We start from the raw sequence: 14,261 nt of genomic DNA, 5'->3' as shown, positions 1-14,261 counted from the left end.
CCCACAAGAAGGCACATGTATGTCACTGAGTCACACCGATCTACCTGGCTCTCCTAAGCCGAACGAACGCGACTGCCAGGCGACGCGGAAGATCCTTGATCGCGTTGCCGATAAGTGGAGCCTGTACGTCATCACCACGCTGCAGGGGGGATCTCGGCGCTTCAATGAGCTCAAGCGAGAGATCGACGGGATCTCGCAGCGCATGCTGACGCTGACTCTACGTGGGCTGGAGCGCGACGGCTTGGTCACGCGGACGGTGTTTCCGACCATCCCCCCGCGCGTCGACTACGAACTTACGGAACTGGGTCGGACGCTCTTGGAGCCAGTGATGGCGCTGGTCGCCTGGGCGGACAAGAACACGCAAGCGATTGCAGAAGCGCAGAGGCGCTTTGACGAAGAACCCAAGCCAGAGCAGGCCACGATTCAAGGTGTCGTGTATCAGCGGCTGTGAACGGCTGCACGCAATGGCCTAACGCCATTGAAGGCGCCGCCCTGGGAGAGATTCGGATCAAAGAAAGAAAAGCGCCACACCGAACGCCACAAGCACGCACCCGCAAACAAGTTGCGCCTGGAGAATGGGCCGCCACCCGGGGTAGCCATATGGAACGGGCGCCGAAAAGCGATGCGGGACAGGCAAGCGCAGCAGCCAGATTCGCCATGCGTCGGATATCGCCATTACGCCGAAACCCTGTGCGAAAAACTGCGGCAACCGAATCGGTTGCCGCTCAATAGGCAGGCGGAAAAGTTGCATCGCAACGAAGGCAATTCCAGCCAGTATCAATAGCCCGCACAAGACCCGGTAGACCAGGGTGACGACCATCTTGAGCCACTGAGGTGCACTGCTATCGCCTTGCGGTACGGCGGTGTGATTCATGGTTAATGGCCGGCTTTATCTGGAGCGCTTGCTCCTCGGCGACCTTCAGCCCGCCTCTATACGTTCTCGGGCTTCCTGATGCAAGGTGATCACGCCTCTAACGCTGCCAAGCACCTCTCTCGGGACACGCTTTCTTATTTCCCGAAGATTGGTTGTCACGAAGGCGACGGCTATGAAGAACCACTCTTGAGTTGGCGCCTACGTAGCAACAAGTAGCCCGCCGGCACGACAAATAGCGACAGCAAGGGGGCGGTCACCATGCCACCGAGCATGGGTGCAGCAATGCGCTGCATCACCTCTGAACCCGTGCCGTGAGACCACATGATTGGAATCAGCCCGGCCAGGATGACCGCGACAGTCATCGCCTTGGGCCGCACCCGCAACGCTGCCCCCTCCTCAATCGCTTCGACAAGGGATTGCACATCCGCAGCACCATTCGCCTCACGCGCTGCCCATGCCTGTTTCAGGTAAAGAAGCATGATGACGCCAAACTCCGCCGCCACACCTGCGAGCGCAAGGAAGCCGACGATGCCGGCAACTGATAGGTTGAATCTAAGCAGGTATAGCAGCCAGAAGCCGCCAATCAGGGCCAGTGGAAGCGTGCCCATGATGAGCAGCGCCTCTTCGAAACGCTGGAAGACCAGGTAGAGCAAAACGAAGATGATGAGCAGCGTGAATGGAACCACGACGCTCAGCTTTGCGGTGGCACGCTCCAGGTATTCGAACTGTCCAGACCAGCTCACGGAGTAGCCGGGAGGCATCGGGACAGCCTTGGCCACAATGCCTTGCATCTCCTTCACGGCCGAGCGCAAGTCGCGCCCCCGGATATCGACATAGACCCAACCGGACAAGCGAGCGTTCTCGCTGCGCAGCATCGGCGGCCCCTGGACGACTCGGATATCTGCAACATCGGACAGTCGAATCTGTTGCCCGCGCTCGGTCACGATGGGTAGCGCTCGCAACTGCTCAATCGAGTCACGGTAATCACGGGGATAGCGCACGTTGATGGGGAAACGTGCCAGTCCGTCGACCACCTCACCGACGTTGTCGCCGCCGATGGCCGAAGACACGATGCTCTGCACATCCTCAATGTTCAGTCCATAGCGACCGGCCGCTGCACGATTGATATCGACGTCGATGTATCGACCACCAGACAGCCGCTCAGCAAGCGCCGAGGTAACGCCGGGAACCTGCTTCACCGCCTCTTCGATTCGGGTCGTGAGCTGGTCAATCTCCTTGAGGTCAGCGCCCGATACCTTGATGCCAACTGGGCTCTTGATGCCGGTGGCCAGCATGTCGATACGGTTGCGGATGGGCGGCACCCAGATGTTCGACAGGCCTGGAACCTTGACCGTGCGATCAAGCTCCTCCACCAACTTGTCCGGGGTCATGCCAGGCCGCCATTGGTCTCGCGGCTTGAACTGAATCGTAGTTTCGAACATCTCCATCGGTGCAGGGTCCGTCGCGGTGTCGGCGCGCCCAGCCTTGCCGAATACCGAAGCGACCTCCGGTACGGTCTTGATAAGCCGGTCGGTCTGCTGGAGCAATTGAGCGGCCTTACCGGCAGACAGACCCGGTAGTGCTGACGGCATGTACAACAAATCGCCCTCGTCCATGGGAGGCATGAACTCCGCACCAATTTTCAGTGCCGGCCACGCTGTCAGCGCCAGCAAGACACCGGCAATCACCAGCGTTGTCTTCGGAAAGGCAAGAACGCGCGCAAGGACCGGCTGATACGCGCGAATCAGCCAACGGCTGAGCGGGTTGGACTGTTCGTGCGGAATCTTTCCTCGAATAAGGTAGCCCATGAGCACCGGGACCAACGTCACTGACAGCCCTGCCGCCGCCGCCATCGAATAGGTCTTGGTAAACGCCAGCGGCGAGAACAGCCGCCCTTCCTGCGCTTCCAGGGTGAAGACCGGGACGAAGGAAAGCGTGATGATCAGCAGTGAGAAGAACAAGGCGGGCCCCACCTCGGAGGCCGATTCTCCAATCACTCTCCAGCGCTCCGCCCCGTCGAGGCCTTGATCCGGATGCTCTTCATGCCAGCGCTCCAGATGCTTGTGCGCGTTCTCAATCATGACGACGGCAGCATCCACCATGGCGCCAATCGCAATGGCAATCCCACCAAGCGACATGATGTTGGCATTGACCCCTTGGTATCGCATCACCAGGAAGGCGGACAGCACGCCAAGCGGCAACGAAACGATGGCGACGAGTGCCGAGCGCAGATGAAACAGGAATGCAAGGCAGACGACGGCAACAACGATGAATTCCTCGATGAGCTTGTGCGTCAGGTTGTCGACTGCTCGATTGATGAGCGACGACCTGTCGTAAGTCGGCACAATCTCCACGCCGGCAGGCAAGCTCTTTTGCAGGGTCGCCAACTTGGCCTTGACCGCCTCAATGGTCTCCAACGCGTTCTTGCCGGACCGCAGGACGATGACGCCACCGGCTACTTCGCCTTGTCCGTTGAGTTCGGCGATGCCCCGACGCATTTCCGGCCCCAGCTGCACCGTAGCGACGTCCCCGAGCCGCACGGGTATGCCGGCATCACTTGTCACTACGGGTATCTGGCGGAAGTCATCGAGGGTCTTCAGGTAGCCACTGGCCCGCACCATGTACTCGGCCTCACCCAGCTCCAGTACCGAACCGCCTGTTTCCTGGTTGGCACCTTTGAGAGCAGCGAGAACCTTGGCCTGCGAGAGGTTGTAGGCTCGCATCCGGTCGGGTTGCAGCACGACCTGGAACTGCTTGACCATCCCGCCAATGGAGGCGACCTCGGCCACGTTGGGCAGTGATTTCAGCTCGAAGCGCAGGAACCAATCCTGCAGCGCACGCAGCTGACTCAGGTCATGGCTGCCGGTCTTGTCGACCAACGCGTACTCGTAGACCCAGCCCACACCGGTGGCGTCCGGGCCCAATGCGGGCTTGGCCCCGGCAGGCAGGCGTGACTGCACCTGGTTGAGATACTCCAGCACGCGCGAGCGCGCCCAGTAGAGGTCGGTGCCGTCCTCGAACAAGACATAAACGAACGAATCGCCGAAGAATGAGTAGCCGCGAACGGTCTTGGCCCCCGGTACCGACAGCATCGTGGTGGTCAGGGGATACGTCACCTGATTCTCCACAATCTGCGGGGCTTGGCCAGGGAACGGCGTCCGGATGATGACCTGCACGTCCGACAAGTCTGGCAGTGCGTCAAGCGGCGTGCTACGGACCGCCCACAAGCCCCACCCAGTGAGCATCACTGTCGCCAGCAACACCAGGAATCGATTGCGAATGGACGCAAGAATGAGTCGGGCAATCACGGTTTGGACCCTCCCGGTGCGGAGGCAGGCTGAACAGAAGACAGAACTGCCATGCCGTCCTCATCCAAATGGAAGCGGAACCGGATTTGCTGCCCGGCCCTCAGGTCCTTAGGCAACCCGGTTGGCGGCGCCATGAATTCCATCGTCATCGCGCGCCAGTTCAGCGTCGGAATCGGCCCATGGGAAATCGTGATGCCGTCCGAAGACACGGCTTCAATGCGGCCAACGCCCTCGTGCTCTTGCGCGGCCACTGCAGCAGCCGGGGCGGATGCGCTTTCCATGCGCGTTGCGGTGCCTCGCAGACTTGCCTCGGAATCAAGCAGGAACTGACCCGATGCGACGACCTTTTGGCCCGCCTTCAAGCCATCGGTGACCTCTGTCTGCCCGTTTGCCTCGGCACCCGTTTTGACCTCGGCGGGACTGAAACCACCATTGCCTGAGTCGACCATGACAATCGTGCGGCTACCCGTGCGAATGAGGGACTCGGTTGGAACCAGCAGCTTGTCAGCACTGCCCTGTGAGCCAAAGCGGACATTGACGAACATCCCGGGCACCAATTTCCGGTTCTTGTTTTGCAGTTCGATTCGCACTTTTAGGGTGCGCGTGGCGGGGTTGACGTCCGGCAGGATGGCGTCGACTTTGCCTGCCAAGGCCTGACCGGGAAACGCCGAAGCCGTGGCCGTAATTGGCTGGCCTGGTTTGGCGACAGAAGCCTGACTCTCCGGGACTTCGGCCACGACCCATACCGTTGAAAGGTCCGCCACGCGGAAGAGCGTCATGCCAGGTGTGACTGTCATGCCGTCCCGGACACCGACCTCGGTAATGACACCGTCGACTGAGCTTGCGATGCTCAGCCGAGGCTGAAGCTTGCCCGTGGTTTCAGCGAGCCGAATTTGCCCTTCAGTCATGCCGACTTGCCGCATGCGGGCAAGCGCAGCGTCACGCAGGTTGCCGTGCAGCTCTGAACCCGCTCTGGCGACAGCCAAATACTCCTCCTGAGCCGCGACCCACTCTGGAGCGTAGAGGGTCACCAGGGGCTGGCCTCGCTTGACAGGGTCCAGCGTAGTCTTGGCATAAGCGTGTTCGACAAAGCCCGTCGTACGCGCTTGAATGACCTCGATTCCGCGTTCGTTGATGGCAACGTTACCGGGCGCTTCCAGCACCGAATCCAATTTACCCAACTTCACTTCGACGGTCCGGATACCCAGGTTCTGCGTGATGCGGCTGTCGACGTTGACTGCGGCCGAGCCTGCACCAGCATCCTCATAGACCGGAACCAAGGGCATATCCATGAAGGGCGACTTTCCTGGCTTGTCGAAGCGCTGTGCGGGCACCATAGGGTCGTGCCAGTACAGAATCTTCTTACCTGTCTTAGGGTCAACATCGCCAGCCTTGAGGCTCACGCTTGCACTTGCTGCGGAGGTCTGCGCGGAGTTTGTGCCGTGCTTCAGACCCACTTGGTATGCCCCGTACAGTGCGCCCCCTGCGAGCAGCACGGCTACCGCAGCGCCGATAACATGCTTTTTCATTTGAATTCCTTCGCGTCGATGCCGGACTGCGCGGTGGGTAGCGGAATGAGGTAGGCCAGTTCGGACCAGAGCTTCGCGGTCCGGGCTTCAAGCGTGAGTCGTTCCACCGACGTATCAATCACGCGGTGGTTTGCTTGAGCGACGGCAAGCAACGGCCCGCTGTTCGTTCGATAGGCCGTCAGCGCAGCGTCAACCTGGGCTTTAGCCAACGGAAGCATCTTTTCGTCGTAACGTTGCAGCCTCACGAGATTGCGCTGCAATTCAGCCAGCTTGGCCGCAATCTCGGCCCGCGTCGTGCGCGCCATCACCTCGGACTTGGCTCGCGCTTCCTCCGCGCTAGCCAGCTTTGCAGCAACTTCCCGGTCTTGGCGGTTCGCGCGGTCCCATGGCAAGGGGAAGCTGACGTTAATGGAGGCCATGTTTGCGTAAGCCGGACCGCGCTGGCTGTACATCAACTCAACGGAGACGTCCGGCTTGCGGGCTTCGGTTGCAACGCGCACATCAGCCTCAGCGAGAGCCACATCGCGTTGAGCCGCCTGCAACTCCGGCACCGCGTCCATGTCGGCCTGGCCTAGCTGTTGAATGCGAGGCGGAACAACGATGGGCGGGCGCTCTGAAAGAGGCCGATTGCCGGCTGGTCCAATCCACCGCTCGAGGTTCGCTTTGGCAGCATCAATGGCGGCCTGGTTCTCATCCCGGCGGTCTTGCAACTTTTGAATCTCCATCTCCGCCGCAAGCACATCGGCGCGTGAGCCACGCCCACTCCTGTAGGCCGCAGTCGCCGCCTGTAATTCGAGTTCAAAAGGACTGCCGTGGTGACTGAGCAGCGCGTCGGTCTGCTCGGCATACCAACGGTCAAGCCACGCAGAAGCGACGCCCCGCTGAACGCTGGCAAGACCCACAGTCCGCTGCGCCTCAGCAGAAGCCGCTTCCGCTTCAAAACGTTCGGAGCGTCTGCGGCGTTTGTCCGCCCGCGTGAACTCTTGCATCACGCTGATGGACCGCATGGTCATGAAGTCCCGACTGACGGAGTACTGGTCTGGACCGCTCAGCGGAACATTGTTGACGCCGTACTTGAGGACGGGATCTGGCAGTTGACCGGCAGCAACCGCCATTTGCGAGGCGGCTTCCACTGAGCCGCGCGAAGTTTCCGCGTTAGCGGACCGAGCGGTGGCAAGCGCAACGGCTTCTTCCAGGGAGAGTGGGAAGTTTGGCTCCGCCTGCGCGACAGCAGGCACAGCCAAACCAATGACGGGCGCAATGATTAGCACCCGCAATAGACGACGGGAAAAACACATAGGACCTCCGCGAGCAACGACGACTGTCTCGATATAAAGAGACAGACCTAAACAGCGTCGCTCAGGAGGCTACGTTCGATAACAACAGTGAAAGATGGCGTGCGGCGGTGGGGGCGCCCTCGCGACGGACCCTTCGCGTAAGGATGCTGCGAAGGCAGACGTGGAAACGGGGGTGGGTTCAATCACACCCAGCAGGACCGGCAGAAACGCTGGGCTTTGGGGGGAGAAATGGTCAGCAGACTTATCGTTGAGCTTGCAATGTTCAAGGCACAGGCCGTCGTGCTCCCCGATGTTCTTGTGCGCCTGCGCCACCATCTCCGGACAGGATTCCATCATGCCAGCCATCTCGTCCATGGCGCTGAACGAATACAGATTTCCCGCGCAGGCGTAGGCTGCCGCTGCCAGTTGGACTGTCAGGAAAGCAACTACGAGAAAGCCGGTCATCCACAGCCGGCGAAGGGGCATGCGCACGCTATCTCTGTCGATTTGGCGGGAACGTTAGCAGCGGTCGTTTTAAGTTGATACGCGATGGCTGACGTCACCGTGTCATGCGATCGCGTCGAGCAGCGACATTCTCATGATGTACTTTTCCCCAACGGGAAGGTGAAGGTCAAGGGTTCACTCTCCACGTTCGCACGGCAGTTGACGAGCATCAATTTGAAATCGGTGCGCTGGCCTACATTCGCTACAGGGCACTCGGCCTCATCCAAATTACGAAGGAGCTCGGTCATCATGAAGAAATGCAGCGTATCTCTTTTTATTGCGGCGACCGCTTTGGCTTGGGCACCGCTAGCTTTTTCCGCCACACCGGCTAAAGACCCTGCTCACAACGTCCATCACGCTCCCGAGGTTCCCGAAACACCGGCAGCAGCGCCTCAAGGCAACCCTGAGGCAGACGCCCAGATTGCCCACTTGCGCGCAATCCGCGAACGGATGTCCCGGGCAAATACCCCAGAGGAGCGCCAGGCACTTCAGGCCGAGCGCGCTCAGGTCATGCAGCAAGCCATGGCCGGGATGCAGAAGTCCATGGGAATGGCCGGAAGGATGCAACCATCAAACGGCAAAGGCAGAGGCAAAGCCGCGACTACACGGATGCAAGGGTGTCAGGGCATGATGGGCCAAAACATGGCTCTGATGCAGGAGATGATGCAGTCGATGATGGACGGCCAAGGCATGATGGGTGGCCAGGGAATGATGGGGAACGGTATGGGTATGGGCGGCGGCATGATGACGAAGTAGTCCGCTCGGGACCGGGGCGTCGCCGTCCTCCAGATGGAGGAGGCACGGGCAGCGCTTTCGGTTCTCTTGGAAGCGCGCACCGCATTCGCTAAACTGGCGTCTCCAGCTGTCCAGCTGCGGCCGCCGCTCAATGCTTCGTTTCCTTACGCGCTTCCTTCTCCTGCTCTTGATTGTGGCCGTGCCGCTGCAAGGGGCTAGTGCGGCCGCGATGATGGCAAAAGAAGTCCTTGGCGGCCATGGCCCCACTCAAGTGACGACTCAGAGTCACAATGCGAATGACGCCGTTGTAATGGCAGCTGCCGACGACGACGACCATTGCTTGGTACATTCGCATGCCGCGCCAACGGAATCCTCCGGGAAATCTGCCAAGCACGCTGGCCATGCTTGCTCTGGGTGTGCCGCGTGCGCCCTGTGCTCTGTTGTTCCTTTCTCCTTCCCTCTGTCCATTCACCTTGACGACTCGGTGGTTCGGGCCTCCTTTAGCCTGAACGTCGGCTTCTCCAGCCACGTCCCCGACGGGCTTCAGCGTCCGCCAGCCCTTCGCGTTTGACGCCCAACGTGTGCCCATTTTCTGGGCGGGTAAGTCGCTTAGCCAGAAGAATGTAGCTGGCGCCTCACTTTCACGGGCATCCACCGACGGTTTCACATGTTTCCGATGCGCTTGCTGGCCCTTGCCAGTTTGGCGGTCCTTGCCATATCGCCCCCCCAACCGATGAAAGAACAGGGCGACATGCAAGCCTCCCAAACGCACAGCGGCACGCGCGTGCGCCAGCGCCCTGCTCGGCGATTGAACTAGGCGGTGTGCAGCCCGTTCACCTCACGATCTTTAATCCGGAGTTATCTCATCATGAAAAAAGCCACCCCGATTCTTGTTGCTGCCACGCTCTTGGCCTCGACACCCGTGTTCGCCGCTGAAGCTGGCGCCACAGCCGCCACAGCGACTGCGCCAGCCAGTGAAAAGATGTCACACGGCGAAATCAAAAAGGTCGACTCCTCGGCGGGTAAGCTGACCATCAAGCACGGTCCTCTGGAGAACCTCGGTATGGATGCCATGACGATGGTTTTCCGCGTCAAGAACCCTGCCATGCTTCAGCAGGTATCCGTCGGCGATAAGATTGATTTCGTTGCCGAACAGGTCAATGGCGCGCTGACCGTCGTCAAGATGCAGAAGAGCCAGTAAGCATGACCTGTCGGCGCGGCTTGTGGCGTCGGCCCATTTCCCTTAGGCCCTCCATTACATAATCAACATGAACGCACGACTCAAACAATCGCTGTTGAGCCTGACCGCAGCCATCGCTATCGCCCCCACTATCGCCTTTGCCCATGGGAAACTCGAAAGTACGGAACCTGCTGCAGGCAGCACCGTGGCAACGCTCACCAGCCCGCTGCGCATGTCCTTTAACGAAGAACTGGAGCCGGCTTTTAGTACGGCGCACGTGACCGACGCGAAAGGAAAAACCGTCACCACCGAGAAGGCCAAGGTCGACAGCACCAATCCCCGGGTGCTGACCGTGGCCGTACCGAGGCTCGCCGCTGGAACGTATTCGGTCAATTGGGCCGTCATGACGCACGACGGGCACAAAACAAAGGGCCAATACAGCTTCACGGTGAAGTAATGAATGAAGGCGCCCTGAACATAGCGCGCTTTGGACTGACGGCACTGCAAAACCTCGGTTTTGCGGTGCTGGTTGGTACGTTGCTCAGCGATAGCTGGCTCAAGCGCAAGCCGTCAGCGTGGCAGGCCGGTGTCACAGAGATTCTGGGGAGAACATTCCGGATTGCCGCCATTGTTGTCGTGGCGGCCAGCGCTCTGTATTTCTGGATTCACTGCGCTCTGATGGCCGAAACCTCCCTGCTTGAGGCGTGGCCAGCCGTACTGTCCATGCTGCGCTCAACGGAGTTCGGGTACGCGTGGGCAGTCGCAACAGTCCTGATGCTTGTTGTGGCGGCGCTGTCGTTCGTTTCATGGGAGACGCAATCGCCCGGGCTTCGTGCTGCGTTATGGGTTGGGGTTGCTGGAACCGCGCTGGCACGCAGCCACGGCGGACACCCTGTGGATGCTGGGGCGTTCAGCTTGCCGGTTTGGGTAGATTGGATGCACCTGCTGGCAATCAGTACCTGGGTGGGCCTCGTCTATGTCGCCGCATGCGTCGCGGGGCCACAGATACTTGAGGTGCCGCCAGCAGAGCGCCCCAACGGCGCTGACTATGTTCAAACACTGTCGAACGCAGCCACCTATGCGCTTGTCGTGTTGGTGTTCACCGGTGCTTATAGCGGTTGGCGAAGCGTCGGCATGCCTGCGAATCTACTGGGCGCAATCTACGGAAAGCTGCTGCTCCTGAAGCTTGCATTCGTTCTCGTCGCAGCGGCGCTCGGTGGCCACAATCGCTTTTTCGAGATGCCGGTGCTCTTGGCATCGCTCAAACAGCCAGGCGAATTTGACGGGTTGCGGGTTGGCCGGCGATTCGTATCCGTGCTGCGCATTGAAGCCGTTGTCTTGGCGGCTGTGCTCCTTGTGGCAGCCGTTCTTGTTGCAAGTGCCTTACCTGGAACCGAGTGAGTTCTTTCGCGGGAACGAAACCCAGCGGTTTCGGCCCGCGCCCGGCGCCACAGGTTATTGACCTTCCCGCCATGGGAAGGCTCATCATGTGTTTTGGGTCAAGGAAAGAGACTGTTTGGCTGGGAGCGGCAAAGTACCACCGATACCATGCGTAAAAGGCCACATCGCGTGCGCTGAATCCACTCAGATAGGCGGCCCGAACCGAAAGGAGTACGCGCAATGGAAGAGCAGCGTCATCTTCATGGTGAAGAGCAAGGGCATGACCACATGCATCCTGATCGTCGCTTGCATGTCGTTCATGGTTCATCTGAGCACCACCACCACAATCCCCAAGCGTCCACTGCCGGACTGACCGAGAAAGACCCGGTGTGCGGGATGACTGTCAGCGCCGACTCGCGCTTTCATGCTGCGCATCAAGGCAAGACGTATCGGTTCTGCAGCGAAAAGTGCGAAAGCAAGTTCGTTGCAGACCCTCCGCGGTATGTGGCCGCGTCTGCCGACGTTGCACCTGCTCCCGCAGAGGACGGGACCATCTACACATGCCCGATGCACCCGCAAATCCGGCAGGACCGACCAGGGAACTGCCCCATCTGCGGGATGACGCTAGAGCCGGTCATCCCGGAATTGAGCGAGGAAGAGAATCCCGAACTCGTCGATTTTCAAAGACGTTTTTGGTGGACCCTGCCACTTACGGCAGTCGTTTTCATCCTGGCCATGTTCGGGCATCGGTACAGATGGATGGAGCCTTCTGTTCAAAGCTGGGTGGAACTCGCTCTGGCGACCCCGGTTGTGCTGTGGGCTGGGTATCCGTTCTTCGAGCGCTGCGCTCAGTCCTTCATCCATCGCAGCCCGAATATGTGGACGCTCATCGGTCTCGGTACTGGTGCAGCGTATGTCTATAGTGTCGTTGCCACCATTGCCCCCGGCGTATTCCCAGAAACGTTCGCCGTCCACGGCCGCGTCGGCGTGTATTTCGAAGCAGCCGCAGTCATCATTTCGCTGACTCTCGTCGGGCAGGTACTTGAATTGAGGGCACGGTCTCAAACGTCGGCGGCCATCAAATCCCTTCTCGGCTTGGCTCCGAAAACAGCACGCCGAATCAACCCGGATGGCAGCGAGGAAGACGTTCCGCTGAGCCACGTGCACGTTGGGGACCGCCTACGCGTGCGACCTGGCGAAAAGGTACCCGTCGATGGTGTCATCATTGAAGGCACCAGCTCGCTTGACGAGTCCATGATTACAGGCGAGCCCATCCCCATCACCAAACGGGTAGGCGACCGCGTCATTGGTGCGACGATGAATGCCTCTGGCAGCTTGGTCATCGAATCCGAGAAGGTTGGCTCCCAAACCGTCCTGTCCCAGATTGTCCAGATGGTCGCTCAGGCGCAGCGGTCCAAAGCGCCGATGCAGCGGATGGCCGACAAGGTAGCTGGCGTTTTCGTGGTTGCCGTGGTCGCCGTTGCTGTGCTGACGTTTTTCGCCTGGGGCCTCTTCGGGCCGCAGCCAAGCTGGGGATACGGACTCATCAACGCCGTCGCCGTGCTCATCATTGCCTGCCCTTGCGCCCTTGGTCTTGCGACACCTATGTCCATCATGGTGGCCAGCGGCAAAGGGGCGACGACCGGCGTGCTGTTCCGCGATGCGGCAGCTATCGAGAACTTGCGCAAGGTCGATACGCTCATTGTCGACAAGACCGGAACGCTTACCGAAGGCAAACCTGCTTTCGAACGAAGTGTCGGTATCAGCGGCTTTTCTGACCTGGAGGTGCTGCGGCTCGCTGCCAGCCTTGACCAAGGCAGCGAGCATCCATTGGCCGCCACGATTGTAGAAGCGGCGCGTCAGCAGAATCTGACGCTCGACAAGGCAGAGGACTTCGAGTCGAGCACAGGCATCGGAGTACGCGGCACGGTGGCCGGGAAGAAGCTTGCGCTAGGCAACACCGTGCTGATGGAAACCGAAGGCGTATCAACAACTGCCATGAGCCAAGCTGGCGATGAACTGCGCGCCCATGGCGCGAGCGTCATGTACCTGGCGGTTGACGGGGCGCTGGCGGGCCTCTTGGCGGTATCCGACCCTATCAAGGCGACCACTGCGGAGGCGCTTGAGCGCCTCAAAGAAAAAGGCATCCGTGTCGTGATGGCAACCGGGGACGGCGTGGTAACTGCCAAGGCTGTCGCGGCAAAACTCGGCATTGACGAGTTCCATGGTGAGGTCAAGCCCGCCGACAAACTCGCTCTGGTCAGCAAATTCCAAAGTGAAGGCCGTGTCGTGGCCATGGCCGGTGACGGCATCAATGACGCCCCTGCGCTAGCCAAAGCCGATGTTGGCATCGCCATGGGAACCGGAACTGACGTTGCAATGAACAGTGCTCAGGTCACGTTGGTGAAGGGCGACTTGCGGGGCATTTCCAGAGCGCGTCAGCTGTCGGAAGCGACCATCGCAAACATGAAGCAGAACCTCGGTTTTGCCTTCATCTACAACGCGTTGGGCGTGCCCCTGGCAGCAGGCGTGCTCTACAGTGCGACCGGTCTGCTTCTGTCGCCGATGATTGCCGCCCTTGCCATGAGCCTGAGTTCAGTATCCGTCGTCTCCAACGCCCTGCGCTTAAGACGCACGGAAGTCTGACCCGTGCTATTTGGCGATGGAGCCGCTCTGCAGGTGCTTCCATTCATAGGGGAAGACGATATCGGCCTGGGGCTGGACCAGGCTGTCGTCCTTGCCAGCATAGTGGAGGCGGTGCAGCATATCCTTGATAACGTTCAGGCGAGCAACGCGCTTGTCGTCAGCCCGAACGACACTCCACGGAACCACCTCGCCAGTTCGTTCGAGCATCTCGTTTCGTGCCTTGCTGTAGTCAGCCCAAAGCGAGACGGCTTGGTCATCGATTGGGCTGACCTTCCACTGCTTCAAAGGGTCCTTACGGCGAGACGCTAGTCGCCGCTTTTGTTCCGCCTTGCTGATGTCGAGGTAATACTTGATGAGCCGGATTCCCGAGCGGACTAGCATCTTCTCGAAGTCGAAGACGCACTCCATGAACTCCTCGTATTCCGCTTCCGTACAGAATCCCATCACACGCTCAACGCCCGCCCGGTTGTACCAACTGCGGTTGAACAGCGTGAACTCGCCGGCGGTTGGCAGTTGCTCCACATAACGCTGGAAGTACCAGGAACCCCGGTCGCGGTCGGACGGCTTACCCAAGGCGACAACGCGCGTTTCGCGAGGGCTCAGATGCTCGACGATACGTTTGATGGTGCCGTCTTTCCCTGCAGCATCTCTACCTTCAAAAACCACCAGTATCTTGTCGTTGCAGCAGAGGAAGTGCTTCTGAAGTTTGACCAACTCTATTTGCAGGACATGGAGCTCCCGTTCGTACTGGTCGTGGGTCAGTTCGCTGGTATCGGCGTCGTTGCCTGTCGAACGTTCTTTGGCTCGCATGATGGAGGTTCCGTGTCG

The 14,261-nt window shown here is 59.9% G+C and carries 13 protein-coding genes; 6 read left to right on the top strand and 7 right to left on the bottom strand.

The features are described 5' to 3' along the window. The first annotated feature begins 19 nt into the window (after positions 1–19). Positions 20–451: a winged helix-turn-helix transcriptional regulator gene (locus BG83_RS0116155; RefSeq protein WP_024977726.1), complete on the top strand. Its 432-nt coding sequence runs from the start codon at positions 20–22 to the stop codon at positions 449–451. A 57-nt stretch (positions 452–508) separates the two neighbouring features. On the opposite strand, the gene BG83_RS0116150 is transcribed toward BG83_RS0116155, so the two are convergent. The 5 genes from BG83_RS0116150 to BG83_RS0116130 all read right to left on the bottom strand — a co-directional run bounded on the left by BG83_RS0116150 (position 509) and on the right by BG83_RS0116130 (position 7,453). Further along, positions 509–874 (bottom strand): hypothetical protein, encoded by a 366-nt coding sequence (locus BG83_RS0116150; protein ID WP_024977725.1) that lies wholly within the window; start codon positions 872–874, stop codon positions 509–511. A gap of 170 nt (positions 875–1,044) precedes the next feature. Then, a complete protein-coding gene (locus tag BG83_RS27865) occupies positions 1,045–4,182 on the bottom strand; it encodes an efflux RND transporter permease subunit (protein WP_037032001.1) in 3,138 nt (1,045 codons plus the stop codon). Further along, entirely contained in the window at positions 4,179–5,711 is a 1,533-nt protein-coding gene (locus BG83_RS0116140; RefSeq protein ID WP_024977724.1) for an efflux RND transporter periplasmic adaptor subunit, read from the bottom strand. The genes BG83_RS27865 and BG83_RS0116140 overlap by 4 nt, the downstream gene beginning before the upstream one ends. Next, entirely contained in the window at positions 5,708–7,009 is a 1,302-nt protein-coding gene (locus BG83_RS0116135; protein ID WP_024977723.1) for a TolC family protein, read from the bottom strand. The genes BG83_RS0116140 and BG83_RS0116135 overlap by 4 nt, the downstream gene beginning before the upstream one ends. 69 nt (positions 7,010–7,078) lie before the next feature. Then, on the bottom strand, positions 7,079–7,453 hold the full coding sequence (locus BG83_RS0116130; RefSeq protein WP_235193209.1) for a copper resistance protein: 375 nt from the start codon (positions 7,451–7,453) through the stop codon (positions 7,079–7,081). 84 nt (positions 7,454–7,537) lie between these two features. Between BG83_RS0116130 and BG83_RS27860 the strand changes: the two genes are divergently transcribed. Next, on the top strand, positions 7,538–8,248 hold the full coding sequence (locus BG83_RS27860; RefSeq protein WP_235193208.1) for a hypothetical protein: 711 nt from the start codon (positions 7,538–7,540) through the stop codon (positions 8,246–8,248). 127 nt (positions 8,249–8,375) lie between these two features. Here the strand turns inward: BG83_RS27860 and BG83_RS0116115 are convergent, their stop codons facing one another. Then, positions 8,376–8,630 (bottom strand): hypothetical protein, encoded by a 255-nt coding sequence (locus BG83_RS0116115; RefSeq protein ID WP_152543714.1) that lies wholly within the window; start codon positions 8,628–8,630, stop codon positions 8,376–8,378. A gap of 465 nt (positions 8,631–9,095) precedes the next feature. Here BG83_RS0116115 and BG83_RS0116110 point away from each other — a divergent pair, with 465 nt between their 5' ends. From BG83_RS0116110 to BG83_RS0116095, 4 genes are all read left to right on the top strand, one after another. Then, entirely contained in the window at positions 9,096–9,428 is a 333-nt protein-coding gene (locus BG83_RS0116110; protein WP_080693689.1) for a copper-binding protein, read from the top strand. Positions 9,429–9,495: 67 nt separating this feature from the next. Beyond that, on the top strand, positions 9,496–9,864 hold the full coding sequence (gene copC / locus BG83_RS0116105) for a copper homeostasis periplasmic binding protein CopC (RefSeq protein WP_024977717.1): 369 nt from the start codon (positions 9,496–9,498) through the stop codon (positions 9,862–9,864). Then, positions 9,864–10,808, top strand: a complete 945-nt coding sequence (locus tag BG83_RS0116100; RefSeq protein ID WP_024977716.1) for a copper resistance D family protein — start codon at positions 9,864–9,866, stop codon at positions 10,806–10,808. The genes copC and BG83_RS0116100 overlap by 1 nt, the downstream gene beginning before the upstream one ends. A gap of 219 nt (positions 10,809–11,027) precedes the next feature. Then, a complete protein-coding gene (locus BG83_RS0116095; protein WP_024977715.1) occupies positions 11,028–13,433 on the top strand; it encodes a heavy metal translocating P-type ATPase in 2,406 nt (801 codons plus the stop codon). Positions 13,434–13,439: 6 nt separating this feature from the next. Here the strand turns inward: BG83_RS0116095 and ppk2 are convergent, their stop codons facing one another. After that, on the bottom strand, positions 13,440–14,243 hold the full coding sequence (gene ppk2 / locus BG83_RS0116090; RefSeq protein WP_024977714.1) for a polyphosphate kinase 2: 804 nt from the start codon (positions 14,241–14,243) through the stop codon (positions 13,440–13,442). Between the last annotated feature and the right edge of the window lie 18 nt (positions 14,244–14,261).

It is taken from the genome of Ralstonia pickettii, assembly GCF_000607165.1.
Classification (GTDB): domain Bacteria; phylum Pseudomonadota; class Gammaproteobacteria; order Burkholderiales; family Burkholderiaceae; genus Ralstonia; species Ralstonia holmesii.
Note: the sequence above shows the minus strand (reverse complement) of the source record. Positions and strands in the feature narration are given on the sequence as shown.

Excerpts from the sequence above, each read along its gene's own strand:
- BG83_RS0116155 (WP_024977726.1), top strand. The coding sequence starts at position 20 with ATGTCACTGAGTCACACCGATCTACCTGGCTCTCCTAAGCCGAACGAA.
- BG83_RS0116150 (WP_024977725.1), bottom strand. The coding sequence starts at position 874 with ATGAATCACACCGCCGTACCGCAAGGCGATAGCAGTGCACCTCAGTGG.
- BG83_RS0116140 (WP_024977724.1), bottom strand. The coding sequence starts at position 5,711 with ATGAAAAAGCATGTTATCGGCGCTGCGGTAGCCGTGCTGCTCGCAGGG.
- BG83_RS0116135 (WP_024977723.1), bottom strand. The coding sequence starts at position 7,009 with ATGTGTTTTTCCCGTCGTCTATTGCGGGTGCTAATCATTGCGCCCGTC.
- BG83_RS0116130 (WP_235193209.1), bottom strand. The coding sequence starts at position 7,453 with ATGACCGGCTTTCTCGTAGTTGCTTTCCTGACAGTCCAACTGGCAGCG.
- BG83_RS27860 (WP_235193208.1), top strand. The coding sequence starts at position 7,538 with ATGGCTGACGTCACCGTGTCATGCGATCGCGTCGAGCAGCGACATTCT.
- BG83_RS0116115 (WP_152543714.1), bottom strand. The coding sequence starts at position 8,630 with ATGGCCAGCGTGCTTGGCAGATTTCCCGGAGGATTCCGTTGGCGCGGC.
- BG83_RS0116110 (WP_080693689.1), top strand. The coding sequence starts at position 9,096 with ATGAAAAAAGCCACCCCGATTCTTGTTGCTGCCACGCTCTTGGCCTCG.
- copC (WP_024977717.1), top strand. The coding sequence starts at position 9,496 with ATGAACGCACGACTCAAACAATCGCTGTTGAGCCTGACCGCAGCCATC.
- BG83_RS0116100 (WP_024977716.1), top strand. The coding sequence starts at position 9,864 with ATGAATGAAGGCGCCCTGAACATAGCGCGCTTTGGACTGACGGCACTG.
- BG83_RS0116095 (WP_024977715.1), top strand. The coding sequence starts at position 11,028 with ATGGAAGAGCAGCGTCATCTTCATGGTGAAGAGCAAGGGCATGACCAC.
- ppk2 (WP_024977714.1), bottom strand. The coding sequence starts at position 14,243 with ATGCGAGCCAAAGAACGTTCGACAGGCAACGACGCCGATACCAGCGAA.